At 41.6% G+C, this 24,971-nt stretch carries 27 protein-coding genes and 1 tRNA gene; 6 read left to right on the plus strand and 22 right to left on the minus strand.

Annotated elements, in window-relative coordinates; genetic code table 11:
- Positions 1-9 precede the first annotated feature (9 nt).
- Complete coding sequence (locus tag ACWIUJ_RS07890) at positions 10-669, minus strand: DUF305 domain-containing protein (protein ID WP_454149992.1); 660 nt, start codon at positions 667-669, stop codon at positions 10-12.
- Positions 670-798: 129 nt separating this feature from the next.
- Here ACWIUJ_RS07890 and ACWIUJ_RS07895 point away from each other — a divergent pair.
- Positions 799-874, plus strand: a tRNA-Glu gene (locus tag ACWIUJ_RS07895).
- A 126-nt stretch (positions 875-1,000) separates the two neighbouring features.
- Here the strand turns inward: ACWIUJ_RS07895 and ppk2 are convergent.
- On the minus strand, positions 1,001-2,020 hold the full coding sequence (gene ppk2 / locus ACWIUJ_RS07900) for a polyphosphate kinase 2 (protein WP_454170091.1): 1,020 nt from the start codon (positions 2,018-2,020) through the stop codon (positions 1,001-1,003).
- Between the two features lie 91 nt (positions 2,021-2,111).
- Between ppk2 and ACWIUJ_RS07905 the strand changes: the two genes are divergently transcribed.
- From ACWIUJ_RS07905 to ACWIUJ_RS07920, 4 genes are read left to right on the plus strand one after another with little or no spacing between them, the layout of a single operon-like run.
- Positions 2,112-2,789 carry a CinA family protein gene (locus ACWIUJ_RS07905; RefSeq protein ID WP_454170092.1) on the plus strand — a complete coding sequence of 226 codons (678 nt, stop codon included), beginning with the start codon at positions 2,112-2,114 and terminating at the stop codon, positions 2,787-2,789.
- 10 nt (positions 2,790-2,799) lie between these two features.
- Positions 2,800-4,032, plus strand: coding sequence for a hypothetical protein (locus ACWIUJ_RS07910; RefSeq protein ID WP_454170094.1), 1,233 nt, complete (start codon positions 2,800-2,802; stop codon positions 4,030-4,032).
- Positions 4,033-4,067: 35 nt separating this feature from the next.
- The gene (locus ACWIUJ_RS07915) at positions 4,068-4,751 is read left to right on the plus strand and encodes a hypothetical protein (protein ID WP_454170096.1); all 684 of its coding nucleotides are present in this window, start codon (positions 4,068-4,070) and stop codon (positions 4,749-4,751) included.
- Between the two features lie 39 nt (positions 4,752-4,790).
- Complete coding sequence (locus tag ACWIUJ_RS07920; RefSeq protein WP_454170098.1) at positions 4,791-6,209, plus strand: glycosyltransferase; 1,419 nt, start codon at positions 4,791-4,793, stop codon at positions 6,207-6,209.
- An 8-nt stretch (positions 6,210-6,217) separates the two neighbouring features.
- Here the strand turns inward: ACWIUJ_RS07920 and ACWIUJ_RS07925 are convergent, their stop codons facing one another.
- The 16 genes from ACWIUJ_RS07925 to ACWIUJ_RS08000 form a co-directional block, all read right to left on the minus strand.
- A complete protein-coding gene (locus ACWIUJ_RS07925; protein ID WP_454170100.1) occupies positions 6,218-7,801 on the minus strand; it encodes a glycosyltransferase family 2 protein in 1,584 nt (527 codons plus the stop codon).
- Positions 7,794-8,558 (minus strand): TonB C-terminal domain-containing protein, encoded by a 765-nt coding sequence (locus ACWIUJ_RS07930; protein WP_454149978.1) that lies wholly within the window; start codon positions 8,556-8,558, stop codon positions 7,794-7,796. Before ACWIUJ_RS07930 ends, ACWIUJ_RS07925 begins: the two co-directional genes overlap by 8 nt.
- Positions 8,559-8,966, minus strand: coding sequence for an ExbD/TolR family protein (locus tag ACWIUJ_RS07935; RefSeq protein WP_454149976.1), 408 nt, complete (start codon positions 8,964-8,966; stop codon positions 8,559-8,561). It lies immediately after the preceding gene.
- Between the two features lie 14 nt (positions 8,967-8,980).
- Positions 8,981-9,550, minus strand: a complete 570-nt coding sequence (locus ACWIUJ_RS07940; RefSeq protein WP_454149974.1) for a MotA/TolQ/ExbB proton channel family protein — start codon at positions 9,548-9,550, stop codon at positions 8,981-8,983.
- Between the two features lie 156 nt (positions 9,551-9,706).
- On the minus strand, positions 9,707-10,993 hold the full coding sequence (locus ACWIUJ_RS07945; protein WP_454170102.1) for a hypothetical protein: 1,287 nt from the start codon (positions 10,991-10,993) through the stop codon (positions 9,707-9,709).
- A 184-nt stretch (positions 10,994-11,177) separates the two neighbouring features.
- A complete protein-coding gene (gene atpC, locus ACWIUJ_RS07950; RefSeq protein WP_454149970.1) occupies positions 11,178-11,570 on the minus strand; it encodes an ATP synthase F1 subunit epsilon in 393 nt (130 codons plus the stop codon).
- Between the two features lie 10 nt (positions 11,571-11,580).
- Complete coding sequence (atpD, locus tag ACWIUJ_RS07955) at positions 11,581-12,978, minus strand: F0F1 ATP synthase subunit beta (protein WP_454149968.1); 1,398 nt, start codon at positions 12,976-12,978, stop codon at positions 11,581-11,583.
- Between the two features lie 15 nt (positions 12,979-12,993).
- The gene (gene atpG / locus ACWIUJ_RS07960; protein ID WP_454170104.1) at positions 12,994-13,896 is read right to left on the minus strand and encodes an ATP synthase F1 subunit gamma; all 903 of its coding nucleotides are present in this window, start codon (positions 13,894-13,896) and stop codon (positions 12,994-12,996) included.
- A gap of 18 nt (positions 13,897-13,914) precedes the next feature.
- Positions 13,915-15,429: a F0F1 ATP synthase subunit alpha gene (gene atpA / locus ACWIUJ_RS07965; RefSeq protein WP_454170106.1), complete on the minus strand. Its 1,515-nt coding sequence runs from the start codon at positions 15,427-15,429 to the stop codon at positions 13,915-13,917.
- A 20-nt stretch (positions 15,430-15,449) separates the two neighbouring features.
- Positions 15,450-15,971, minus strand: a complete 522-nt coding sequence (locus ACWIUJ_RS07970) for a F0F1 ATP synthase subunit delta (protein WP_454149962.1) — start codon at positions 15,969-15,971, stop codon at positions 15,450-15,452.
- Positions 15,971-16,498, minus strand: a complete 528-nt coding sequence (locus tag ACWIUJ_RS07975; protein ID WP_454149960.1) for a F0F1 ATP synthase subunit B family protein — start codon at positions 16,496-16,498, stop codon at positions 15,971-15,973. The genes ACWIUJ_RS07970 and ACWIUJ_RS07975 overlap by 1 nt, the downstream gene beginning before the upstream one ends.
- 21 nt (positions 16,499-16,519) lie before the next feature.
- Complete coding sequence (locus ACWIUJ_RS07980; RefSeq protein ID WP_454149958.1) at positions 16,520-16,945, minus strand: FoF1 ATP synthase subunit B'; 426 nt, start codon at positions 16,943-16,945, stop codon at positions 16,520-16,522.
- Positions 16,946-17,012: 67 nt separating this feature from the next.
- The gene (locus ACWIUJ_RS07985; protein ID WP_454149956.1) at positions 17,013-17,891 is read right to left on the minus strand and encodes a ParB/RepB/Spo0J family partition protein; all 879 of its coding nucleotides are present in this window, start codon (positions 17,889-17,891) and stop codon (positions 17,013-17,015) included.
- A complete protein-coding gene (locus ACWIUJ_RS07990; RefSeq protein ID WP_454149954.1) occupies positions 17,891-18,673 on the minus strand; it encodes a ParA family protein in 783 nt (260 codons plus the stop codon). The genes ACWIUJ_RS07985 and ACWIUJ_RS07990 overlap by 1 nt, the downstream gene beginning before the upstream one ends.
- Positions 18,674-18,702: 29 nt before the next feature.
- Positions 18,703-19,398, minus strand: coding sequence for a biotin--[acetyl-CoA-carboxylase] ligase (locus tag ACWIUJ_RS07995; protein WP_454170108.1), 696 nt, complete (start codon positions 19,396-19,398; stop codon positions 18,703-18,705).
- 20 nt (positions 19,399-19,418) lie between these two features.
- Complete coding sequence (locus tag ACWIUJ_RS08000; RefSeq protein WP_454170110.1) at positions 19,419-20,267, minus strand: carbon-nitrogen hydrolase family protein; 849 nt, start codon at positions 20,265-20,267, stop codon at positions 19,419-19,421.
- Positions 20,268-20,398: 131 nt separating this feature from the next.
- Between ACWIUJ_RS08000 and purB the strand changes: the two genes are divergently transcribed.
- A complete protein-coding gene (gene purB, locus ACWIUJ_RS08005; RefSeq protein WP_454149949.1) occupies positions 20,399-21,760 on the plus strand; it encodes an adenylosuccinate lyase in 1,362 nt (453 codons plus the stop codon).
- Positions 21,761-21,828: 68 nt separating this feature from the next.
- Here the strand turns inward: purB and trpA are convergent, their stop codons facing one another.
- The 4 genes from trpA to ACWIUJ_RS08025 all read right to left on the minus strand — a co-directional run bounded on the left by trpA (position 21,829) and on the right by ACWIUJ_RS08025 (position 24,939).
- On the minus strand, positions 21,829-22,611 hold the full coding sequence (gene trpA, locus ACWIUJ_RS08010) for a tryptophan synthase subunit alpha (protein ID WP_454170112.1): 783 nt from the start codon (positions 22,609-22,611) through the stop codon (positions 21,829-21,831).
- On the minus strand, positions 22,604-23,797 hold the full coding sequence (gene trpB / locus ACWIUJ_RS08015; protein WP_454170114.1) for a tryptophan synthase subunit beta: 1,194 nt from the start codon (positions 23,795-23,797) through the stop codon (positions 22,604-22,606). Before trpB ends, trpA begins: the two co-directional genes overlap by 8 nt.
- A 79-nt stretch (positions 23,798-23,876) precedes the next feature.
- A complete protein-coding gene (locus tag ACWIUJ_RS08020) occupies positions 23,877-24,431 on the minus strand; it encodes a hypothetical protein (RefSeq protein ID WP_454170115.1) in 555 nt (184 codons plus the stop codon).
- A 127-nt stretch (positions 24,432-24,558) separates the two neighbouring features.
- Entirely contained in the window at positions 24,559-24,939 is a 381-nt protein-coding gene (locus tag ACWIUJ_RS08025) for a hypothetical protein (protein WP_454170117.1), read from the minus strand.
- Positions 24,940-24,971: the final 32 nt, after the last annotated feature.

Genomic DNA, 24,971 nt, shown 5'->3' on the forward strand with positions numbered 1-24,971 from the left:
AGCAAAGTGTTATTTACGCTTCTTTTTGTCAATGGTGTCTATAAGTTTTTGCATAGTGGCAATTTCGTTTTGTTGGTCATCGATGATTTTTTGTGCGATTTGGCGCACTTTTTCATCTTTGGTGTATTCAAGCACGATAGTAGAAGTGTCAATCGCACCTTGATGATGTGCAATCATCGCTGCAAGAAAATCTCGCTCTACATTGCCACTTTCTTTAATCGCCATTCTGTGCATCATCATACCCATTGCTTTAGCATTTTTTTCAGCAAAGCCTTTATACTCTTTTGAGGAAATTTTAGTAGTTGTTACGCTTTTGTTAGCGATTAACTCTTTGAACTCTGCAATTTCACCCTCTTGAGCTTTGATGATGTTTTGTGCGAGCGTTGCTGTCTTGCCACTTTTTACCTTTTGGAGCAAGAGATTAGCAGAGTCAATCGCACCTTGATGATGAGGTATCATATCACTCAAAAAGTCAATCTCTACGCTTTTTGTGCTTGAGGGCTTTTGTGCGTGCATAGGAGCGTGCATAGCCTCGATGATTTTACCAGATTCTGTTTGAGCGGAATCTTGTGCGTGATGATTGTGATGGTCGTGATGCGCGTGTGCATCTGCACCAAAAAGGGTAGCCATTCCAAATGTGAGTGTGAGAAATACATACAAACTTTTCATAATGTGTCCTTTAGGTTGAATTTTGTAAGGCATTAAATTATAATGTAATAAAAGCAAAAATCATATAAAAGTGCAGAGAAATAGTAAAGAATTTACCATTTTGTGAATCTAAATTGCTTATAGTTTTTTGACCCCTTCATCTAGAGGCCAAGGATACCGCCCTTTCGAGGCGGGAACGCAAGTTCAAATCTTGCAGGGGTCGCCACAAAACCTCACTGCTACACCACAATCTTTCATAATGAAACGCTAGTGCTTTAAAATATTGTAATTTTGTGAAATTTTAAGAATTATGATGGGATAAGTTAGGCAGGGGAGATTCCCCGCCTAAACCTTAAGATTGTGTGTTGTTTGAATCTTTAGGCTTTGGAGCTGGCTTTGGCGTAGCTGGCTTTGGTGTGGGGGCACTCGCCTTTTTTACTTCTTTTTGCTTTTTGCTTTCTTCGCGCTTTTTCTCTGCTTTTCGCGCTTCCCTTTCTTTTTTCTCCTCTTTTATTTGCTTGAGAATGTCTTGTGTCGGGTCGCTATTGTGTCGCTGATACTCAGAGTATTGCCATACGATATGTGGGTCAGGGAGCATACAAACGCTTGTTTGGTCTTTGCCATCATAGTCGATTTTGCTTAAAAGGTCGCGGGCAATGTTAATGCGTGCGCGCTTTTTATCATTAGTATTGACAATCACCCAAGGGCAAAAATGTGTGTGTGTGCGTGCGAACATTTTTTCAAATGCTTCTGTATATTCGTCCCAAAGCCCTAGTGACTTATCATCGACAGGACTTAGTTTCCACATTCGTAGCGGGTCAGTTTTACGGCGAGAGATTCTGCGTTTTTGCTCCTCTTTGCCTACATCTAAGAAATATTTAAAAATCATTGTCCCGCTTGCTATGAGCATTTGCTCTAAATTTGAGACTTGTGTGATGAATTCTTTATACTGCTCCACGCTACAAAAGCCCATTACGCGCTCCACTCCAGCGCGGTTATACCAACTTCTATCATAAAAGACAATCTCACCACCGCTTGGCAAAGTAGAGATATAGCGTTTGAAATACCACTCTGTGGCTTCTCTATCGCTTGGTTTAGGAAGTGCTACGATTCTGCACCCTCTAGGATTTAAATGGTCTCTTAATGCCTTGATTGTGCCACCTTTCCCAGCTGCATCGCGCCCTTCAAAGATGATGACAATCTTTTTCTTTTTTTCATTTACCCAGCTTTGGAGCTTGCAAAGCTCAATTTGGAGCTTTTCTAGCTCATCAAGGTAAAATTCCTCTTTCATTCGCCCATTTTTCTTACGATACACATCTCGTATATCTTTTTCGTTCTCAGGTCTTATGACCAATTGCTTGTCTTTTGACATACTGCCTCCTTTTGTAATTTGATATGCCAATAATGCTACCATAAATTTTAGTTTTTTTGTCATAATTGCGTATTTGATATAAAGGTGGTGTATGAAATCTACACAATGGCAGTTTATCTTGCTTGGCTTTGATGTTGAAGATTGCGTGTTGCTCCTTTCTCCTTATGCGAGCAAGTATGGTGTGCGTTTGGAATCTCGTGCCTTGCTTTTATATGCTGTGCCACAAGATGACACAGATTGCACAAGCGTGGAGCGATTTTTTGATGAGGTTTGCAAGATATTTGGACAAAAGCTCATTGTAGGAAATCTAGGCGAAGCAGTGGTGCGCACCTTAACCAAGAGCGAACAAAAAGTAGGCATTGCAGAGAGTTGCACAGGCGGACTTTTGGCTCATCAGCTTACAAGCATTAGTGGCGCATCGGCAGTGTTTGATTGTGGAATCATCGCGTATGCTAACGACATTAAAGAGCGTGTCTTGGGCGTAGATTCTCAAAGTTTAATGCAATTTGGTGCGGTAAGTGAAGTAGTCGTAGCGCAAATGTGTGAGGGAATCTTGCGCGTGAGTGGTGCGGATTTCGCGCTTGCTACAAGTGGTGTGGCAGGACCAAGTGCGAGCGAGCACAAACCTGTGGGACTTGTGTTTATCGGCGTGAAGCAAAGGGGCGAGCGTGCTATCATAGAGCAATGCAACTTTGGGAATCTCCCTCGAGCACAAATCCAATATCTTAGCGCGCAAAATGCTTTAGCATTACTATTACGCCATATTTAATGGGTGTGATATGCCAAGTGCTTCTTTGCCAACTTCGACACAAAGTCCTATCAAAGCCCATATTGTCTTTGTTTGCATTTTGCTTGCCTACATTGCAAGTTTGCTCTTTAATATCAATGAAATTAGCGTGCATCATAAGGAAGTATTTGGGCTTTTTTATAGTGATGAAGTGCTTTTTAAGGTAGCAAGATTTGCGCATACAAACTTTGGTGGCGATGATTTTGCTCTGCGCGCGCCATTTTTGTGCTTGCATAGTATCAATGTAGTGCTGTTTTATGTGATTTGTTTGGATTATTTTAAAAAGCCCTATGATAGTGTGCTTTGCGCACTAACCTTTATGTTTTTGCCCGGTCTTATGTTTAACTCCATTTTGATTTCCAAAAGTAATTTGGTGATTTTCATCGCACTTTTATGCGTGTTGTGGCAGGTGAAATTTAAGAAAAATGCGTATTTTTTGCCTGCCATTAGCATTTTTATCGACCAAAGTTTTAGTATTTTGTTTTTAGGTTTGTTTTTTTATGCGATGAAAAACAAAAACACTTCGTATATGTTTTTTGCTCTTATGTGCTTTGGGGTAAATATGAATATCTTTGAGCTTGGCATTGGTGGGCGTCCGCAAAACTATTTTGTCGAAACTTTAGGGAATCTTGTTTTTTTGTTTTCACCATTACTTTTGTTGTATAGTCTTTACGCGCTTATTGATTCTTTACGCAGAGGTAGCGATTTAATGGGAATCATAAGCCTTGTGGCAATCGTTTTTGTGCTTCTTTTATCCATTCGCCAAAGTGTAGATTTACAGACATTTTTGCCTTTGGGGGTATTTTGTATCCCTGTGGCAATCAAAAAAATGCTTAGCGATATTCGTGTGCGATTGCGATTCTTTAGACGCCCATATATTATGCGCTTGGTGATTGTTTTGTTTTTTACATTCGCTCAAAGTGCGATTTTATATGGCAACAAGTTTTTGTATCTTTTCCCTGTGAAGACACATTTCGCGCATTCATATTATTATGGCAAAGAAATTGCTGAAAAACTACGGGGAAAAGGCATTGATTCTATCCGAGCAGATGAATATCGCATTGGTATGCAGTTGCGCTTTTATGGCATTAGTAATGACTCGCTAAGAATCTTGCGCTCTATTGATGTGGCAAGCGTGGATAAAGTCTTACCAGAGCGACTAATCACTGTGGAATACTTAGGGAGAATCATTATGGCGTATGAGATTGTTGATTTTGCACAATGATATTGCAATGATATTGCACGCAAAAGGGGACAAAAATGAACTTGCTTGAATTTGCTTTTGTGTTTAGTATTTGCGCGATTTTTTATGCTTTTGCCTTGCCTAGTCAAAACCAAAACCTACTTATCGCACAAAAATCACTCCATCACCACCTTCAGCACGCTCAGATTCTCGCACTTAGCGACAATCGCCATTTTTTACACACTTCGCACATACACACTCTTGCTCAAAATTATCCAGCAATCCACCAAGGGCGTCTCCTCTCTCAATCCAAAAATGCACTATGGCAGTTTCAGCTTCACTTAGGCAGACAAGTTTATACGACTTTTAGTTATTCTGTGTTTATCGATACGCCAAGAGCAGCGAAGAGCACGGACTTTGATTCTCGTCCTATGGCAGGAGACATTATCGCAAAAGACTTTAGTTCTCGGTGTATAAGTGGATATAACAACACAAATATTTCTACGGAATGCAAAAATAACGCGCTTTTTGAAGCACGGTTAGCAGAGAGCATAAATGTGGAGAATCTACAAATTTACGCGCCCAATGTTTGTATCGAGCGTGATACGGCGAGGCTCTATTTTGATTCTTTTGGGCGGAGCTTTTGTGCGAAGATTCCAACGCCATTGCCAAGTGGATTTCAAATCCGTGTAGTGCGAAACGCACTATATAAAGATATTTGTGTCTTACCAAATGGGAAAATCACAAACGCATCGTGCTAAAATTTCACTATAATTATTCTATTTTATAAAGGAATCTTAATGCAAACCCCCATTGTCTCTATCATTATCCCTATTTATAATGTCGCGCCCTACCTCAAAGAATGTTTAGATTCTATCATACACCAAAGCTATGAGAATCTCGACATTATCTTAGTTGATGATGGAAGCAGTGATGAGAGTTTAGACATTGCGCTAGATTTTGCTAGGCGAGATAAGCGCATTTTTGTGATAAGTAAGCCAAATGGAGGACTAAGCTCGGCGCGAAACTTTGGACTTGAATGTATCAAAGGCACTGCGTTGCGAGAGTTTTTTGAAATACAAAATCCCTTTGCGGAGAGAGGGCTTAAGGCGAGGGTAGAATCCACATTAAATTCCACAGAGCTAAACCCACCCCCAAACCCCATCCGCAAGGGAGGGGGCTTAATAGATTGCGAACAAAAATCTTATGCAAGTGAGGGGGAAGTAGAGGAAAGCAAATCCGCAATAAATAGGGAAATAAAATCCCTCGCTCAAACCCACACATTTACCAAAACCTACAAAACAATTACAACACAAGAGCTAGACGCGCATTTTAGCCAAATCGCGCCACATTTCATCAAAAGCGATTTGGAGCGTATCAATGACTTTATCACCCAAGAGTTGCCAAAAGACGCGCTTATTCACTTCGTAGATAGCGATGATGTAATCACAAGTGATTGCATACAAAAATGCGTGGCAAGACTGCTTGAAGGGGGTTTAGACATTGCCGTGCATAATTGGCTAGAATATGATGACACCACCAAACAATCCACAAAAGGCGCGTATCTCTCCAAACTCAAACAAAACGAGTATGACACGGGATTAGAGCTACTAACGCGCAATCGATATTATGATTTCTTTTTTGCGTGGCAAGGGCTGTTTAGAGCGGAGATTTTAAACCGCTATGCTTTGCGCTACACAGAGGGTATCTACCACGAAGACCACGACTTTGGGACATTGCTATTTTGCCTCGCCCACAAAGTCGCTTATACAAATGAGGGGCTGTATGTGTATCGCAAGCGCGCCACTTCTATCATCAATGTCCAAAAGCAAGCTGCTTTCCCCGCACAAATCCCTAGCTTTTTAGAGCCGTTGCGGGGGGATTTTAGCGATTATAAATCTTTGCGAGAGTATTTTAGGGCGTATTGCTTTGTGCGACTAGGCTTTATCATTTGGGGATTTTATGAGGCGCAGCTATCGCAAAATGGCGGGCAAGATTCAGAATTTAGGGCGCGATATGAGGGGTTTTTTAATAGCGTGATTTTAGGCTATGCAATGAAAGTCTTTAAAACCCCGCTTTCAAAAGATACATTAGGGATACAATCAATGCTTGCAACGCTTAAATTCCCTAAAATATCGGTGTGGTGGCATTTCCTCAAAGATTTGCACCGCCAGCCAAAAAAACTCGCCCATATTACAAATATTAGGTATTTGGTTTAGCCCTTTTGTTATGGCTTTTGCAAACCCATTTTTGCCCATTTGCTTTTGTGGCTTATTGCGTCTAGGTAGATTTTGTGGTTAGATTCTAGCATTGTGCGCGGGTTTTCTGCGTGGTAGAGATGATAGGCGATGGCGTTATGTTTCACGCGCCGTAATTCTCCGCCCTTAAACAAAAACCTTGCGACAAATTCGCTATCTTCGCGTCCCCAGCCGACAAACTCTTCGTTAAAGCCATTTATCGCCTCACAATCGGCTTTATAAAAGCTCATATTGCACCCGCGAACGCCTTTTATCAGCTCTTTTTTGCGAAAAATTTTGGCGGTGGTTTTGGAAAATGTGTAGATGAGATTCGCGTAAAAGTCGCAATGTGTGGATTTCAAAGAGTGCGAATCAAAAGCCAAAGCATAGTTTTTAGATTCTAAAATATTCGCTGTTTCAGCTTCACGCAAAATCACGCGTGAGCCTTGCAAAAATACGCCACGCTTTGCGAATCGCAAATGCTCTGCCACGAATCGCGAATCGACAATCATATCGCCATCGATAATGATAATGTAGTCGCCACGCGCGGATTTTATGGCTTCATTGCGAATCTGCGCCAAACGAAAGCCCTTATCCTCGTGCCAAATATGGCGCAACTCGCAGGGAAAATCCTTTGCGTAAGATTGTATGACTTCGCGCGTATCAGCTTTGCTCCCGTCATCGGCGATTAGGACTTCTTTGGGGAGGGGATTTAGATTTCGCACAGAATCAAGCACGAGGGAAAGTCGCTCTTTTTGATTGTAGGTTGTAATGATGAGCGTGGTAGTTTGTGGCGTGGCGGATTTGTGGCGTTGCACTTCATAGAGTTTGGCGTATTTGAAAAACGAGCCAAGCGCGTTGCAAAGGCTTAGCACAAAGCCTTTGTAGCCGTAAAAAACGCCTTTTTTGAAAAAATAATTTTTCACAAAGCTCCACGCAAAATGCGTAATTGCTTTTGACATTGTGGCTTTTTTGCTACTATGGGCGTTTTGCTCGGCGTATAGCGTGGTGTAGCGTTGCAGTTTATCAAGTAACTGCGCGATTCCACCGCACGCATAATGTTTGATATGCCCTTGCAAGCGAATCTTTTGTGCGTTTGGCGGGATTATCACGCTCTCATGCACAATGTTTTCATTAAAGCGCGTGAAGTTTTTATTGAAAATCCGCCATACAAAGTCCGGACTCCACCCGCACGCCTTTATCCACTCGCCTTTATAGAGATTTTTGCGCGAGATGGCGTAGATATTTTGGGGTTGCAAATTTTGGGCTTTGATTGCGCTTAACGCGCTAGATTCTAGCACTTCATCGCTATCAAGTGAGAGAATCCACTCATTTTTAGCATAGCTCACACAGAGATTTTTTAGCGCGCCAAAGCCGATAAACTCGCTTTGTTTGATGTGCAGTTTGCCATAATTGGCGTTAAAATCCTGCGCGATTTGCAGTGTGGCGTCCGTGCTCCCATTATCGAGTAAGATGATTTCATCAAATTCGCGCAAAGATTCTAAGCACTCTTTTAGCGTGGCTTGGGCATTTTTTACGATAATGCAGACTGAGATTTTAGCGGGGCTATTCATTTGGTGTGATTCCAGCATTTGTGTTAGAGCGATTTTTGGTTATATTGCTTTTGAACTGAATGTCAATGCTACGCGTCTTTTTAGGCGGAGGAAATGGATAATCCTTAAGCGAGCGCAACACAGAATCAAGCGTGCTATCAAAGCTATTATCTTGGCTGTATCTCTTCACGCTATAAGTCATTTCACCTTTTTCGTTAATGTGGATAAGTGCCACGCCTACCAAATCAGGCGGCAAAAAGGTTTTATTGCTGTCCCATTGTTTTTGGAAAATTTGTTGAATCTGTGCGTAATATTCATCAAACTCGCCCTCATTGGAATCTTGACTATTTGTGATAGCGATAGTATCCATTGCGTTGAGTCGTTCTTGTATATTTTTACTTTGCTCGATGAGTTCTTGGATCTTTTGAGTGTCAGTGTTTTGCGCCATTTTCTCTCTATTGTCTGCGATTTCCTCGCTCTTTGGCGCGTTATCACTATCGATGTTTTCAAACATTTCATTCACGCCAAGCCCTTCAAGCGGATTGTTTTTGGGAGTTTGTATTTGTGGTTGTGTCTCTTTACTTATATCGAGGTAGGCTTGGAGGTCGATAGATTCTATGGTTATGGCACTTTCGCTTATGGAGGCGTATTTGGTAGGCACGAGAACTAATCCAGCAAAAAGCCCAAAAGCAAGTAATGCCATTAGGCAAAACGCAATCATTCCACTAGAAACAAAAAGCAAAAAGTCATTACGCTCGCGCATCTCATACCTTCGCATCTACCCTCCTGTAACGAGCGAAACCCTCAAAAATCCAGCTTCTTTAATCACTTTTAATATAGTCATCACTTCTTCATAACGCAAATTTTTATCCGCACGGATAAATACAGGGAGCGATTTATCAAGGCGAGCAGATTTAAGCGTGAAGTTATCTGCGAAACTAAAATAATCAAACACTTCATCGCGCACAAAGATTTTTTTATCCACGGTGGCACGCACTTCGATGATAGAATCGCGCTCTAACTTTTTGCTTTTACTCCCGCGTGGTAGAGTGATGTCCTCTTGGTAAGTAACGGTAGGAATCCCAATCATCAAAATCGCCAAAAGCACGAGCATCACATCGACAAGTGGCGTGATATTAAGCTCTGGCTTATCATCTAATCCTAATTCGTCATTTTCCTCATTCATATTTGCCCTTAAGGTTATCGTTGCGCGCTTAGGATAAGGTTTATTTGCATTTGGATACATACGCTTAGGTTGTAGGATTTGCGCTTGAGCAGTAAGTAAAATGAATACGCAGGAATAGCAGTGAGAATCCCACAAGCCGTAGCCACGAGTGCCTTTGAAATAATAGGCGCGATAATATCAAAGCTCACTCCCCCGCCACTTAGGTGCGAAAACGCCTCTAAAATCTCTACCACCGTGCCAAAAAGCCCGATAAATGGCGCGGTGGAGGCGATAATGCTAAGAATCACTAAGCCTTTTGTCGCTTGCTGAAGTGCGCGCGTTTTCCAAATGCTTAAGATATTAGAATCTAATCTAGTCGTATCGTAGTTTTGGGTGATGACTTGCAAGATTTTGCTTTGTGGCAGAGTGTGCGGGCTAGCGATGAGAATCTCTAGGTTGGTATTTTCGTTGTTTAGCCAATCATTGAGACTGAAGTTTTTATAAATATAAATCCATAGCGTGATAAAAAGATACACTGCTAGCCAAAAAATGACTATGAGCGTGGGAACAGAGCTTTTGGTAATAAACGAAACGAAAATATCCATTGGCACTTCCTTGAGTGATGATAAATTTGCTATGTGGAATTATAGAATCTAAATTGTAATTTTGGTGTGTTTTTGCGGGATTTTGTTGTGTTTTTTTGGTTTGGGTTCGATGTGTCTTGCTTAAAAAATTATGGGAATTTTTAAGGGACACCAAAACTATTGAAGTTTATAGTTATCACAACCTAATTGTAATCCCAAATCACAAGCTTTGCCGTAATATTGTTTGGCAAGAGGGTAATTTTGCCTTACACCAAGTCCAGCATCATAGAGATGCCCTATATTGTTACACGCGCCTGCGTGTTTCAAATTACACGCTTTTTTGTAAGATTCCATTGCTTTGATAAAATCTTGTCGCGCACCCTCACCTTTGTGATATGCTAATCCTATGCCAAAACAGCCACTTGATTTTATTATTCCATTAGTAGCTTTTTGACATAATGTGTTGTTGATTTTGTTGGCGTTGAAATAATCTTGTTTCTCATTGTAAATAAAAGCTAAATTGACACAAGAAGAGTTTCTCCCATTGCAAGCAAGTTTGAAATATAATATCACCCTATCATAATCCTCCCCAATTATTTCATAGAGTAATCTTCCAATATTGTGAAAGATTTCAGTAGAATTTTTTGCCTTTTTGGCAAGAGCTATGGCTTCTTTGTCGCGCTCAGCAAGAGCGTAAAGCATACTCATAGATGAGGCACATTCTGTATCCTTTTCACATTGGTTGAATATTCCAAATGGAGAATCCTCTTTATTAGCTAGCGAAGGATACTCTTTTGCCACTTCCTCAGAGAGTTCAAAGAATTTTATGAATGTTTTTGCAAGCTCTTTTCCTTCTTTACACGCATTTGCATTACTTTCTTTAAAACACTTATCAAGTGATTCTTTCCATAGGTCATCGAAATCCTTGTCATCTTTGTATAGTGCCATAATAGTTTTTATAAGTTCTTTACACACAGAATCTTCAATGCCATTTTGTAAGCAATCTTGGAGTGCTTCCTCCTCTTTACTCATAGTCTTCTTTGTCATTTTAGGAATTGTATGAAATCTTGCAATATTACTCCACACTTCCACTCCCCTGCCTAAATCACTCAAAGTGAGGAGAAACTCATACCCACCCGCTATTTTAGTGATTTTGCCAGAGAGGGAGTAATCAGGTGCGAGCAATTCGCCCTTTTCTTTAGTCGTGTAGGGGTCAAACTCCGCATTATCTCGTAGTTTGCGAGATTGTTTAATCATTGTGTCTATACTCGCACCACTCCCGCCCACTGCGCTACTAAAGGTGATTTTGTGGTTCTGTGAAAGGGCGAGTTTGAGTTTGGCGATGAGTGATTGTATATCAATGGCTTCACCCGTGTAGTTTGCAATATCTGAAATGGCGATGACTTTTGGCTTTTTTAATCTCTCGCTAAATTTCTCTAGCGCATTGGCGTGGGATTGTATCATCGTGTCAATGGAATCTTGCGGGGTTTGTGGTGCATTGCACGCGCAAAATATGCTAATACAACAAATGATTACAAGCGTTAAACACGCGTGCGGGGGGGGGGGGGCAATTTAAGCATTTCAAATCCTTAAATAAGATAAAATTTGTTTAGCTACCTTTGTTTCTTTAAGTGTGGAAAAGCAAGCCTTAGAGCTTGCTTTTTACGGTGCTTTCTATACGCGATACGACAGAAGCCATAGCCACAGTATCGCTACTTGCTTCCTCTAAGAGCTTTTTAGCATCTTCAATCGCGCTAGCAATCTTATCTTGCGTGCTTCCGCTGATAGAGACAGCACCATCGGCGATGATATTCACCTTTTGTGGTGAGACTTCGGCATAGCCCCAATTTATAGCTATAAGCTCTGTCTTGCCATTTGCTCTCTCTAGCTCCACGACACCTGTCTTAAGTGTGGAGAGCAAGTTGCAGTGTCCGGGATATACACCAAACTCGCCTTGAGAGCCCGGCATCACCACCCACGCTACCTTACCATCATAAATCTTACCATAGGGCGTGATGATACTTAATTCCAAATGTTCCATAGCTTTGCCTTTATGCTTTGAGTTTCTCTGCTTTTTCTAGCACTTCACCAATGTTGCCCACCATATAAAACGCATTTTCAGGGATATGGTCGTATTTGCCCTCTAAGATTCCCTTAAAGCCCTCTAATGTCTCCTCAAGTGTTACATACTTGCCCGCAGAGCCCGTGAAGACTTCTGCCACAAAGAATGGCTGAGAGAGGAACTTCTCAATTTTACGCGCTCTATCTACGGTCTGCTTGTCCTCCTCAGAGAGCTCGTCCATTCCCAAGATTGCGATAATGTCTTGCAAATCTTTGTATTTTTGTAAGATTTGTTGCACTTCTGTGGCGACATTGTAGTGGTTTTCGCCTACGACTTGTGGGTCTAAGATTCTCGAAGTGGAATCTAGCGGGTCTACCGCTGGATAAATGCCCTTTTCAGCAATCTTTCTATTAAGCACGGTAGTCGCATCAAGGTGAGAGAACACACTCGCAGGAGCTGGGTCGGTCAAGTCGTCAGCTGGCACATACACCGCTTGGACCGAAGTAATCGAGCCTTTTTTGGTTGAGGTGATTCTCTCTTGGAGCTTGCCCATTTCGCTTGCAAGTGTCGGTTGATAGCCCACCGCCGATGGAATCCTGCCGAGCAACGCACTCATTTCTGCACCAGATTGCGCATAACGGAAAATATTATCGATAAACATAAGCACATCTAAGCCTTTTTCATCACGGAAATATTCTGCCATTGTAAGTCCTGTAAAGGCGATTCTATTTCTCGCCCCAGGTGGCTCGTTCATCTGTCCGTAGCATAGAGCCACTTTGTCAAGCACGCCACCTTCTTTCATTTCGTGGTAGAGGTCGTTCCCCTCTCTTGTGCGCTCGCCCACACCAGCAAATACGGAATAACCGCTGTGTTTATACGCCACATTGTGGATAAGCTCCATAATAACCACCGTTTTACCCACACCAGCACCACCAAACAATCCAACCTTACCACCTTTGGAATAAGGAGCAAGCAAATCAACAACTTTAATGCCTGTCTCAAAGATTTCAGTCTTTGTGCTTTGGTTATCAAAGCTCGGTGCTTCGCGGTGGATAGGCCATTTTAAATCAGTCTTTAGCTCTTCGCCACCATCGATAATATCGCCTGTTACATTAAGGATTCTCCCTAGCACTTGCTCGCCTACGGGCACTTCAATCATTTTGCCCCGCGCTTTTACAGCCTGTCCGCGTGTCAAGCCCTCTGTCATATCCATAGCAATAGTGCGCACACGATTATCACCAAGATGTCCCACTACTTCAAGCACAAGTTTATTTTTGCGCCCCTCAACTTGGAAGTCTATATCCACCGCTTCATTGATAAAAGGAAGATATGAATCAAACTCCATATCAACCACTGGTCCCATAACCTGAATAATTTTGCCCTGCATTTGTTCTCCTTTGTTTTATTTCATTGATTCTACACCAGCGTTTATCTCAACAAGCTCTGTTGTGATAGCCTCTTGGCGTGCTTTGTTGTAAGAAATACTCAAACTCTTAACCAAATCCCCAGCGTTGTTTGTCGCAGCATCCATTGCTTGCACGCGTGCGCTGTGCTCAGCAGCCAGAGAATCTATAAGCGCGTAATACATATTGTATTCGATGTATTTTTGTGCAAGTTGGTCGAGCACGACATCTTCTGACTCTTCGGATTCTATATTAAGGATTGCGTTATCTTGCTTTACTTGCTCTGTATCGATGTTTATAGTTAGCGGAAGCAAAGCACGAGATTCTAGTTGTTGAGAAATCATATTTTTAAAGCCATTATGCACGATGATGACTTCATCAGTAAGCCCATCCAAAAAGTCTTGCACGACATTGCCAATAAAGTTCGCCGCTCCCTCATAAGTAGGCATTGAGCTTAGGTTTATCGCTTTATCAAGCACCTCAATATCATTGAAGGTAAAAAACGCAATACCTTTTTTACCAATGCCTCGCAGGCGCACCTTGATATTTTTCTCTTTATAAGAGTTCATCAAACGCAATACTTCTTTGATTGTAGCTTGATTAAATCCGCCACAAAGTCCTTTATCCGCAGTGATAAACACAATATCAATCTTTTTAATGTCTCTGCTTTTAGAGCCCAAAAAGTATTTGCTATTGATATTTTCCACTCCTTTAATCAAAACCTTGCGCACAATATCATCAAAAACCTCATTGAGCTTTTGTGAATAGACCTTAGAGCGTCTTGCGAGCTCTTCGGTCTTTTTGAGCTTTGAAGTGGAGACGAGCTTCATTGCGCGCGTGGTTTTTTGCGTATTTTTCACGCTTGTGATTTTTCTTCGTATCTCCTTTAGATTCCCACCCATTGCATACTCCTTATTATTTTAGCCTACAAAAGTGCTTTTGAACTCTTTGAGCGCGTTATTGAGTGTAGATTCTATGTCGTTATCTAGGGCTTTTTTTGCACGAATTTCCTCAAAGACCTTAGGATATTTTGCCTCGATAAATGGATAAAGGCTATTTTCAAACTCCCCGATTTTATCCACACTTACATCATCTAAAAAGCCTCTTGCGCCAGCAAAAATCATAACAATCTGCTTTTCAACCGCTAGAGGTGAATATGGAGGTTGTTTGAGAATCTCAACCATTCTTTGTCCTCTATCAAGTTGCTTGCGACTAATCTCATCAAGGTCTGAAGCAAATTGTGAGAACGCTTGAAGCTCTCTGTATTGCGCCAAGTCAAGGCGTAAATTACCAGAAACTTGCTTAATCGCCTTAATTTGTGCTGCACCACCCACGCGAGAAACGGACAAGCCCACATTGATAGCGGGGCGCACACCAGAGTTAAACAAGTCTTTTTCGAGGAATATTTGCCCATCAGTAATCGAAATCACATTGGTAGGAATATACGCAGAAATATCACCCGCTTGTGTTTCAATGATTGGTAATGCAGTTAAAGAGCCAGCTCCTAGCGCATCGCTAAGCTTAGCCGCACGCTCTAGCAATCGAGAGTGCAGATAGAATACATCGCCGGGGAATGCCTCGCGCCCGGGCGGTCTTCTAAGGATAAGAGACATTTCGCGGTAAGCCACAGCGTGCTTACTCAAATCATCATAAATGATAAGCGCGTGTCTGCCATTATCTCTAAAGTATTCTCCAATGGTTACTCCAGCATAAGGAGCGATAAATTGCATCGCTGCAGAAGATGAGGCAGGAGCATTCACAATCACGGTGTATTCCATCGCACCGTGCTCTTCAAGTTTGCGCACCACTTGGGCGACCGTGGATTCCTTTTGCCCGATTGCTACATAGATACAAATCACATCTTGTCCTTTTTGGTTGATGATAGTATCCACAGCCACAGTGGTTTTACCTGTCTGTCTATCGCCGATGATAAGTTCTCTTTGTCCGCGACCGATAGGCACAAGAGCGTCAATAGCTTTTAGCCCTGTTTGCAATGGCTCGTGCACAGACTTCCTTGCCATAATGCCCGGAGCTTTCTCCTCTATAAATCGATATTCGCTAGATTCTATCGCGCCCTTGCCATCAATGGCTTCACCAAGAGTGTTTATCACGCGTCCCACGACACTATCGCCAACAGGCACTTTCATAAGTTTCTTTAACCTCTTTACTGAAGTGCCCTCTTTAATGTTTTTACCACTGCCAAGCACCACGACACCGACACTTGATTCTTCCAAGCTTGAAGCAAGTCCAATATCGCCTGTCTCAAACTCCACCATTTCATAATACATAACATTATTAAGTCCATAGACTTTCGCCACGCCATCAGAATACAAAACAACCTTGCCTGTTTCACTAATATCCACATTGATATTAAAATTTTCAATGCGCTCTTTGATTATCGAGCTCACCTCTTCTGACTTTAACTTTGCTACCATTGTTTCTCCTTATGTTTAGATTAAATTGCTTTGAGGATATGATTTGTCAAATCCCCTAAAAAACGCTCTTTTGAGAACGCAATCTCTACGCCCAAGTCCTCCACGCTAAGTCTAATGCCCTCAATGGAGGCCTTTTCTTGGCGCACATCAAGATTGGCATTGAGTTTAGTAGAAAGACTTTTAGCGATGCTCTGCAATGTCGCAGAATCTAGCTCTTGCTTGATTTTCAAAATCGCTACAAATTGCTTTTTGTCTGCGAGGAGCTTTTTCTCTAAGCCTTTGATAATCTCTGGGATTAGGCAGATTCTATCGCTTGCGACCAAAACCTTAAGTAGGTTTTCAAATTTTTGCTCCAATTTATCAAAAACACTTAAAATGAGCTGTTCTTTTTGTGTTTTATCGATGAATGGCGAGTTAATGCACTCAGCGACTTTTTTATCCTCTAGTGCTTTATTGAGCTTTGATAAAATGTCAATGATTTCTTGAACTTCATTATTTGAGAAGCTCTCTAAAATGGCTTTTGTGTATTTCTTAGCTATCATTAGGCAATCCTTTTTGTAATGATATTGACATAATCTTTATTGTCAAACTTTATGTCTTTTGAATACATCACATCACTTAAGATTTCCTCCACACACTCTCTTTTGGCGCGGATTTGCTCAAACTCCATATTAGATTCCATTGTGTTTATCATTGATTGGATTTGCGCATTGGTTTGTTCTTGGATTTTTTGTGCGATATGTTCGCCCTCACGCTTGGCATTTTCGATAATTTCTTTTGCTTTAATTGCACTTTCTTTTAGTCTTTTTTGTGCGTTTTCTTTATCCTTGCTCACAGCTTTTAGTTTGTTTTGCGCTTCTTGTAGCTGATTGATAATGTTATTCTTGCGATTGACAAAGATAGCCTTAATCTTGCCAAATGTGAGATAAAACAAAATCGCAAAAAACAGCACAAAGTTGATAAGTCGCACGACAAAGTCGCTCTCCTCAAACCCACCAGATGCTAACGCCACGCTAGGCAAGGCAAGTAATACACTAAGTAAAAAAACTTTTCTCACACCCTCTTTCATTACTTTCTCCTTGACTGCATTTTAGATTTGTTGTAATTTTGCTTGAATACTTTGCTTGTATTCACCAATGTGGCTTAAGAGCTCTTTTTTAAGATTCTCACGCTCGTTGGCAAGCTCTTTATGAAACTCGACCATTTTAGAATCTAACTCTTGCTTTTTTTGCGCTATCGTAGATTCCGAGAGTGCCCTTGCTTGGGCAGTGGCTTTATCGATGATGGCTTTTGCTTCTTTTTGTGCCTCGCCCAAAACTTCGGCAATTTGCTTCTCAATCTCGGCAATTTGCTGAGTGCTCCCTTTGATGTCGTGCAAATCTTTGTTTATCATCGCATCACGCTCGTCCATAAAGTTTAACAAAGGTTTATACAGCCATTGATTAAGCAGGACAAGCAGTATGATAAAGCACACAAACACTAAAAGCATAAGTTGTGGATTTACTGATATTCCCATTTATCTCTCCTTGTAAAATATCCAAGATTTAGTTGATTGTAACAAATTTAGCAGTTTTTGTAAGTAGTTAATGTGAAATTTTCGCAATAAAAGACTCAATTTCTACATTTTTGCTAAATGTAATACAAAGTTGATTATTTTTTACACTTACTTTAAAATCATTTTCAGCAAGCATATTTTTCGCTTGTTTTAAAAGCGATTGATTGATAGTTGTGGGGGTAGATTTTTTAGATGGGTTTTTTGATTCTTGTGATTTTTGCGTGTCTTTAATGTTTCTTACCAATGATTCTGTTTCTTGCACGCTTAGCTTTTGCCCAAGTATGGAATCTAGCATAAGTTTTTGATCTTTAGGGCTAAGGGTTACAAGGACTTTGGCGTGTCCTTGCGTGATTTTCCCCTCTATTATGCAGTCTTGGACAAATTTTTCAAGTTTAAGCAACCCGAGTGTATTAGCAATTTGTGGGCGTGATTTCTTAATCCTTGAGGCGAGTTCATCTTGGGTGATGTTATATTCTTGCAGGAGTTCTTGGTAAGATTGTGCGAGCTCAATGGGATTTAGTCCCTCGCGCTGAATGTTTTCAATGAGTGCAAGCTCGCGCAATTTTTTTTGCGCATCAGAATCTAAAAGCACCGCACGAATATTGCTTAATCCCGCAAGTTTGCTTGCTCGTAATCTCCGCTCACCCGCAATCAAAATATACTCGCCACCCTCACCTTCTTGCACGACCACAGGCTGAAGTAACCCGTGCTCCTTAATGGAATCTGCAAGCTCTTGGAGCTTACTTGCTTCAAAAGTTTTTCTAGGTTGATGAGGATTGGGTTTAATGTTTTCTATGCTTAAATCAAGCACAAGTTCATTTTGAGCGTTGAGATTGTTTTCATACTCTTGGGAGACTTCGCCAAATACGGCACTAAGCCCCCTGCCTAACCCACGATTCTTTGCCATTACGCGCCTTGCAAGATAAATTCTGCGAGGTTTTGATATGCCATAGAGCCATTAGATTTTGCATCATAAAGCATTATAGGCTTGCCAAAACTTGGAGATTCTGCTAGTCTTACGCTTCTTGGCACAATGATAAATTCCTTGTCCTCATTTTTAAATAAATGTTTTTCAAAGTGGTGCAATAAATCATCAAAAACTTGCTTTGAGAGGTTTTGCTGAGTGGAATACATTGTCGGCAAAAAGCCACGAATGCTTAAATCAGGATTGCTTGTGTCTTTGATGACTTTCACCGTATTAAGTAACTGCGCTAAACCCTCTAGCGCGTAAAACTCGCATTGAATAGGCACGATTACAGAATCTGATGCCACCAGTGCATTCACGGTCAATGCACCAAGTGCGGGAGGCGAGTCGATAATGATAAAATCATATTCCCCGCGCACCTCTTCAATTTTATGGCGCAAAATGCTTTGGGCAGATTTTTTGTTGTAGAAATCCTTTTCAAATCCAGCAAGGCTAATGTTTGATGGCACAATGTGCAAAGTTTCTATATCTTCATTTTGGATAAGCACTTCAGAGAGCTTTTTTGAACCACTTAAAACATGGTATATGTCTGCTTGGACTTCGCTTCTACGAATGCCAAATGTCGTTGTTGCATTTGCTTGTGGGTCGCAATCAATCAATAAAACACGCTTGTTTGAACAAGCCAAACTTGCCGCCAAATTAACCGCTGTTGTTGTTTTTCCTACGCCACCTTTTTGATTGGCGACAGTGATAACTTCACTCATTGTGTAACTCCTAAATAAAAAATGTGGGATTATCTAAAGCTATAGATTTTTTGAGAATCTAGCTCTAATGCGCCGTCCTCGCACAACTTAACTCCCTCAAATGACATTCGCACGCCATTATGATGAAAGTTAAAAGCTAAATTGTTTTGAAATTCTAACTTATATAAGCTGAAAATCTGCTTCCATAAAAGCTTTTTTTCTACATTTTCGCAAAATTTCTTAACAAATTCGCGTGGCACGATTTTTTGGCTTGCTCCCTTCTCCAAAGTGCAAAATCGTCCAACTTCATTTTTATTTGAGTCATTGTTGCTGTGTGGCTGATTATGCAGGTTTATCCCTATTCCACATACGACAACTTCCCTACACAAGCTGTCTTTGACAATGGTGCTAAGCACTCCACCAATTTTTTTATCCCCTACATAGATGTCATTAGGCCACTTTAACCACGCTTTTGAGCCAAGTTCCGCGAGCTCTTGCTTACATAAAAATCCAAAATAAATAGATGTAGATTCTATTTTTAAGTCTTGCGGTAAGGCATTTCTGTCAATGGCAAATGAGAAATACAACGCATTTGGGACTTTTTCCCACACATTGCCTCTTGAGCCAATGCCCCTGCTTTGAATCTTGCAAGTTATACAAATGGGGGCGACTAACTCTCCACTTTTGATGCAATTCACCAAAAATATTTGCGTAGATTCTAACTCCTCGTATTCTAAAAGCTCCATTTTGCGCCCTTGCCTCTAATCTAAAACTTATTCCACGCCCATAATTCTTTTGCTTTATCAATATCGCCTTTTTCCACACTTACAATCATAATGCCCTCATAATCTTGCAAACTATCTTCGATTTCCCCATAGGCATTGACAAACAAACTATCGCCATAAAATTTCCAATTATGTCCATCGATACATTCATCTCCCACACGATTCACGCGCACAAGCGCGTTAGAGGCTAGAAATGCACGCATTTTACACAGACTTCGCCAGCGCAAATGTGTCTCAAAAGTGCTTGCGGTTGGCACGATAAGCAAATCATAATTGTGTGTTTTCATCTTTAGCATAAGTGCATCGTAATGAAGCTCAAAGCCAAAAAGCGCGCCAATCTTTAGCCCGCCACACTCAAAACTTAGTGGCAAGTGCAGAGTTTTTGATTTTGGATTTGCGAAAATCGCGCGTTCATTCCAATGCGCAAAGCCCATAAGTTTCTGTTGTGTATATATTGTAATATTTTTAGAATCTACAAGCACAAGGACTTTGTAGAGTTTTGGCAGTGTGCTTTTGGTCGTTTTAGAATCTTTTGTCGTGCAATGTAGAGCCTTTGTGTGTTTTTTTAATACCGCTTCACCAACGACTAATGGCACAAGGAATCGCATTTTGTATGTCTTACTTAATGTTTGTATGTTTTGTATGATTTGTGCGTTGTAGTGTGTGCCATATTTAAAAGTGGCGTTTGATTGAAATGGCGCAAAAAATGGCTCAAAAACATAATCAGGCAAACATATCAAATCCACTTCTTGTTTAGCGCAGTTTTGCACATATTGCTCAATGCGTGCAATATCTTGTATCGTATTTGTTTGTAAAAGAGCTATATTCATACCTATCCTTTTTAAGTAAGTTACTCTTAAGAGATGAGATTTTAGCCTACTATTGTATTATAATGTTACAAAAAGAACGCTAAAAACAAATCAAAATCCAAAAAAGGAGTAGCAATGCAAAGGACAACAAAATGGTAGAGCGATATGCAAGAGAGCAAATGAAGTCATTATGGAGTTTGGAGGCGAAGTATAGCGCGTGGCTAGAGGTTGAAATTGCCCTTGTGCGCGGGTGGAACAAGCTAGGGCTAATCCCTGATAGCGATTGCGAAAAGATTTGCGCGAATGCCAAATTTGACATAAAGCGAATCGATGAGATTGAAGCGGTAACCAAGCACGATTTAATCGCCTTTACCACGAGTGTGGCAGAATCTTTGGGCGAGGAGTCGCGGTGGTTTCATTATGGCATTACGAGCAGTGATTGTATCGACACGGCGGTGGCGTTGCAGATGCGCGATTCTCTCAAACTCATCATTGATGGCGTGAAAAATTTGCGCGAAGTGGTAAAAAGGCGCGCTTATGAACACAAAGACACGGTTATGGTGGGGCGAAGCCACGGGATTCACGGCGAGCCTATCACTTTTGGGCTAGTGTGTGCGGTGTGGTTTGCCGAGCTAGGCAGGCATTTAGACGCGTTGCATTCTAGCCTTGAGATTATCAGTGTGGGACAGCTAAGCGGGGCGATGGGAAATCTCGCCCACACGCCGATGAAGCTAGAAGAGCTCGTATGCGAAAATCTCGGGCTAAAGCCCGCCCCTGTAAGCAACCAAGTAATCCAGCGTGATAGATACGCCCGAGTCATCACGGATTTAGCCCTGCTAGCAAGCAGTTGCGAGAAAATCGCCGTTGAGATTCGCCATTTGCAACGCACGGAAGTGTATGAGGCTGAAGAATTCTTTGAAGAGGGGCAAAAGGGAAGCTCTGCTATGCCACACAAGCGAAACCCCGTGCTAAGCGAAAATATCACGGGGCTTTGTCGCGTGATTCGTGCTTACGCCCTGCCTGCTATGGAAAATGTCGCCTTGTGGCACGAGCGCGATATTAGCCACTCTAGCGTGGAGCGATTTATCCTGCCTGATAGCTTTATCACCACTGATTTTATGCTTGCTCGCCTCACACAGCTCCTAGATAAGCTCGTGGTGTATCCTAAAAATATGCGCAAAAATCTTAATCTCACAGGCGGGCTTGTGTTTTCTCAACGCGTGCTTTTAGAGCTACCCAAAAAGGGAATCTCACGCGAAAACGCCTATAAAATCGTGCAAAGAAATGCGATGAGGGTGTGGCAAAATCTACAAAATAATGAGGTGCAAGAGGGGAAAAGCGCAGGGGGCAAAAGCGCGCTAAATGAACGCGGCGAGAGCTTGTATCTGCAATATTTGCTTGAAGATTCTGAATTGGTAAGCGCGATAGGCGAGCAGGCGATAAAAGAATGCTTTGATGTGAGCTACTACACAAAAAGCGTGGATAGTATCTTTAAGCGGGTGTTTGGCGAGTGAGAATCTAAAAATGCTCGCCCAAAGTAATTTGTGAGGTGCATTTAGTGTTGGCAATTTTTATGGTATTTTTATAAATCTAACGCTTCTCGCATTTCTTTGACAAACGCGCCGACTTTTTGCACGCAATCTTTTTCACTCTCACATAGCTTTACAATCGCGCTACCGATGATTATGGCATCGGCAAACTCTGCTATTTCACGCGCTTTTTGCGCATTTGATATGCCAAATCCCACTGCCACAGGAATATCTGCGCGAATCTGCTTTATTTGTGCCACCATTTCGCGCACACCCACGCCGACATTTTCACGCATTCCCGTTACGCCAAGCGAACTCACACAATAAATAAAGCCCCTTGCCTCGCGCACGATTCGCGCCATTCTATCTGCAGAATCCACGCTCGTAGGAGCGATAAAAGAAATCAAATCCACGCCATTTGCCCTGCATTCGCTCTCAAACTCGCCCTTTTCCTCAAAAGGCACATCGGGCAAAATCAGCGCACACATTCCCAACTCCCGCATTTGCGCGATAAACCGCTCTTTACCATAAGAAAACACGACATTTGCATAAGTCATAAAGGATAAATTCGCGCTCACACGCTCCCGCACACGCCTTAAAGATTCAAAGATTGTATCCGTATTTATGCCATTTTTTAGCGCGATTTCATTGGCGTTTGCGATGATTGCGCCCTCCGCTGTGGGGTCGGAGAATGGGATACCGATTTCAATCAAATCCACGCCATTTTGCGCCATAACTTCAAGCAATTTTTCACTCGCTTCAATGCTAGGATAGCCGTAAGTAATAAACGCCACAAAGCCCTTGCGTTTGGCAAAAATCTCACTAAAATTACTCATAAATTTCGCCCTCCAAAGATTCATTGCGATAGCGTGCAATCGCTGCGCAGTCCTTATCCCCGCGCCCTGATAGCGTAACTATCACTAGCGAATCTTTTGGCAAAGTTGGCGCGACTTTTCGCAAATACGCAATCGCGTGAGCAGATTCGATAGCGGGGATTATCCCCTCTATGCGCGAGAGATACTCAAACGCGCTCACCGCTTCATCATCGGTAATCGCCTCGTATTTGGCGCGATTTTGTGAGTGCAAAAATGCGTGCTCTGGTCCCACGCCCGGATAATCCAACCCCGCGCTTATGCTATATACAGGTGCGATTTGCCCAAATTCATCTTGGCAAAAGAGCGACTTCATTCCGTGAAAGATTCCCGCTTTGCCCGTGCTAATGGTTGCTGCCGTTTCATTCGTCTCAATGCCACGCCCTGCGGCTTCCACGCCCACTAATGCGACTTCTTTGTCCTCTAAAAAGTGATAAAAGCTTCCTATTGCATTGCTTCCACCGCCCACACACGCAATCACCATACTTGGCAGACGCGATTGTAACGCTAAAATCTGCTCTCTACTCTCGCGCGAAATCACCGATTGAAAGTCGCGCACAATCGTGGGAAACGGGTGTGGTCCCATAACACTCCCTAGCACATAGTGCGTATCATCGATTCGCGTAGTCCATTCTTTAAGTGTCTCATTTACAGCGTCTTTTAGCGTGGCAGTCCCGCTTTTCACAGGATTGACTTTCGCGCCCAAAAGGCGCATACGATAGACATTTAACGCTTGACGGATACAATCCTCCGCACCCATAAAAATCTCGCACTCCAACCCCAAAAGTGCCGCTGCCGTAGCCGTAGCCACGCCGTGCTGTCCTGCGCCTGTCTCGGCGATTATGCGCGTCTTGCCCATTTTTTGCGCTAGTAGGGCTTGTCCAAGCACATTGTTTATCTTGTGTGAGCCTGTGTGGTTTAAATCTTCGCGTTTAAGGTAGATTTTCACACCTAAATCCGCGCTAAGTTTTTTAGCGTGATAGAGTGGGGAGGGGCGATTCGCATAGCCATTAAAAAGTTCGGTTAGCTCGGCATTAAAGCCCTTGTCGTTTTTATAAAAATTATACGCCCTCTCTAACTCTATGACGCAATTCATCAGCGTTTCAGGGATAAACTGCCCACCAAACGCTCCAAAATATGCTTTGTTCATTTATAATCCTTAAATTTTAAGTGAAAATACCCATAGTTTGCTTGTGCTAATTTTACCATAGATTCTAAGTGAGTATTTTTTATTGTAAGTCATTTGATTTCTCTTTAAATAATATTTTCAACATATAAGGCGTATATGAATCAAAGCCATTTTCATCATTAAATATCTCGCCAATATCGCTATTATTGTTCATTGCTTCTTGCTTAATTTCATTGATAGAATCTTCTAAATTTGCTCCACAATACAAATATTTCGTTTCGCTATGTGGCATTATAAATAGTTCTGGGTAAAATTTATTCCATAATGTATCATAATGAAATCCTATGATTTTTATATAAAATGCACGAGCCGTGCTAGAATCTGAAAGCACTACAACCTGTGGCACAATCTGTTTATTTGGCAAAAACCACATAAAACTTTTTGTCTTTATATTGTTTGTTGTTAGATTTTGTCTTGCTCTAGCATACACTACCTTACCTAGATTCTCTTTACAAAGTCGCTCGTATTCTTTATAATCACTATCCATACTTCTATGCACAAACGCCTTATAGCTCGTAGGATAATCACAGCCATTTAGTGCAAAAAGCGTTAGCAAAATCCCAAACAAGCCAAACGCCACAGCCCACATTTTCACGCAAATCCTTTGTATTTACCGCATTGAATCTATCTTTGATTTCAGTGGGCAATTTCATCTCCATAGAATCTGCCCGTTTCACTATACGAAAAATTAAACAATACAAGTAATGCAAATACTGATTTTTTCATTTTATCCCCTTATCTTTATTAGCCTCATCGCTTTCTATGACTTGTTCAAAAGTGCTATCAAGCGAGTCTAATATGATATAACCAGCCACGGTTCCGCATACAAAAATCCCAAAAAACGCCACCAAATAGCCTATATCAAATAATATATGGCAAAGCAAAGCTATGAAGCCAAGAGCCACCATAATGATAGTTATGTGTGTTTTATTTACGGGCTTTGTTTTGTATTTTGTCTTGCATATCGGGCATATTATTATGCTAAAGCCCCGCGCCCTGTCTCTTTCATTATCATCTGTCCAATCCCCATACGACACTTCTTGTTCTGCATTAAAGTGGCTTATATTATTGCCACATACTTTGCATTTGTTGGATAATTTCATTTTTTGCCCCCTTTTTTAGAATCACAAATTTT

The organism is Helicobacter sp. 23-1046 (genome assembly GCF_053654635.1).

What these genes read in the sequence shown, in the direction of transcription:
- ACWIUJ_RS07890 (WP_454149992.1), bottom strand. Translation starts at nt 669, where the DNA reads ATGAAAAGTTTGTATGTATTTCTCACACTCACATTTGGAATGGCTACC.
- ppk2 (WP_454170091.1), bottom strand. Translation starts at nt 2,020, where the DNA reads ATGTCAAAAGACAAGCAATTGGTCATAAGACCTGAGAACGAAAAAGAT.
- ACWIUJ_RS07905 (WP_454170092.1), top strand. Translation starts at nt 2,112, where the DNA reads ATGAAATCTACACAATGGCAGTTTATCTTGCTTGGCTTTGATGTTGAA.
- ACWIUJ_RS07910 (WP_454170094.1), top strand. Translation starts at nt 2,800, where the DNA reads ATGCCAAGTGCTTCTTTGCCAACTTCGACACAAAGTCCTATCAAAGCC.
- ACWIUJ_RS07915 (WP_454170096.1), top strand. Translation starts at nt 4,068, where the DNA reads ATGAACTTGCTTGAATTTGCTTTTGTGTTTAGTATTTGCGCGATTTTT.
- ACWIUJ_RS07920 (WP_454170098.1), top strand. Translation starts at nt 4,791, where the DNA reads ATGCAAACCCCCATTGTCTCTATCATTATCCCTATTTATAATGTCGCG.
- ACWIUJ_RS07925 (WP_454170100.1), bottom strand. Translation starts at nt 7,801, where the DNA reads ATGAATAGCCCCGCTAAAATCTCAGTCTGCATTATCGTAAAAAATGCC.
- ACWIUJ_RS07930 (WP_454149978.1), bottom strand. Translation starts at nt 8,558, where the DNA reads ATGCGAAGGTATGAGATGCGCGAGCGTAATGACTTTTTGCTTTTTGTT.
- ACWIUJ_RS07935 (WP_454149976.1), bottom strand. Translation starts at nt 8,966, where the DNA reads ATGAATGAGGAAAATGACGAATTAGGATTAGATGATAAGCCAGAGCTT.
- ACWIUJ_RS07940 (WP_454149974.1), bottom strand. Translation starts at nt 9,550, where the DNA reads ATGGATATTTTCGTTTCGTTTATTACCAAAAGCTCTGTTCCCACGCTC.
- ACWIUJ_RS07945 (WP_454170102.1), bottom strand. Translation starts at nt 10,993, where the DNA reads ATGATACAATCCCACGCCAATGCGCTAGAGAAATTTAGCGAGAGATTA.
- atpC (WP_454149970.1), bottom strand. Translation starts at nt 11,570, where the DNA reads ATGGAACATTTGGAATTAAGTATCATCACGCCCTATGGTAAGATTTAT.
- atpD (WP_454149968.1), bottom strand. Translation starts at nt 12,978, where the DNA reads ATGCAGGGCAAAATTATTCAGGTTATGGGACCAGTGGTTGATATGGAG.
- atpG (WP_454170104.1), bottom strand. Translation starts at nt 13,896, where the DNA reads ATGGGTGGGAATCTAAAGGAGATACGAAGAAAAATCACAAGCGTGAAA.
- atpA (WP_454170106.1), bottom strand. Translation starts at nt 15,429, where the DNA reads ATGGTAGCAAAGTTAAAGTCAGAAGAGGTGAGCTCGATAATCAAAGAG.
- ACWIUJ_RS07970 (WP_454149962.1), bottom strand. Translation starts at nt 15,971, where the DNA reads ATGATAGCTAAGAAATACACAAAAGCCATTTTAGAGAGCTTCTCAAAT.
- ACWIUJ_RS07975 (WP_454149960.1), bottom strand. Translation starts at nt 16,498, where the DNA reads ATGAAAGAGGGTGTGAGAAAAGTTTTTTTACTTAGTGTATTACTTGCC.
- ACWIUJ_RS07980 (WP_454149958.1), bottom strand. Translation starts at nt 16,945, where the DNA reads ATGGGAATATCAGTAAATCCACAACTTATGCTTTTAGTGTTTGTGTGC.
- ACWIUJ_RS07985 (WP_454149956.1), bottom strand. Translation starts at nt 17,891, where the DNA reads ATGGCAAAGAATCGTGGGTTAGGCAGGGGGCTTAGTGCCGTATTTGGC.
- ACWIUJ_RS07990 (WP_454149954.1), bottom strand. Translation starts at nt 18,673, where the DNA reads ATGAGTGAAGTTATCACTGTCGCCAATCAAAAAGGTGGCGTAGGAAAA.
- ACWIUJ_RS07995 (WP_454170108.1), bottom strand. Translation starts at nt 19,398, where the DNA reads ATGGAGCTTTTAGAATACGAGGAGTTAGAATCTACGCAAATATTTTTG.
- ACWIUJ_RS08000 (WP_454170110.1), bottom strand. Translation starts at nt 20,267, where the DNA reads ATGAATATAGCTCTTTTACAAACAAATACGATACAAGATATTGCACGC.
- purB (WP_454149949.1), top strand. Translation starts at nt 20,399, where the DNA reads ATGGTAGAGCGATATGCAAGAGAGCAAATGAAGTCATTATGGAGTTTG.
- trpA (WP_454170112.1), bottom strand. Translation starts at nt 22,611, where the DNA reads ATGAGTAATTTTAGTGAGATTTTTGCCAAACGCAAGGGCTTTGTGGCG.
- trpB (WP_454170114.1), bottom strand. Translation starts at nt 23,797, where the DNA reads ATGAACAAAGCATATTTTGGAGCGTTTGGTGGGCAGTTTATCCCTGAA.
- ACWIUJ_RS08025 (WP_454170117.1), bottom strand. Translation starts at nt 24,939, where the DNA reads ATGAAATTATCCAACAAATGCAAAGTATGTGGCAATAATATAAGCCAC.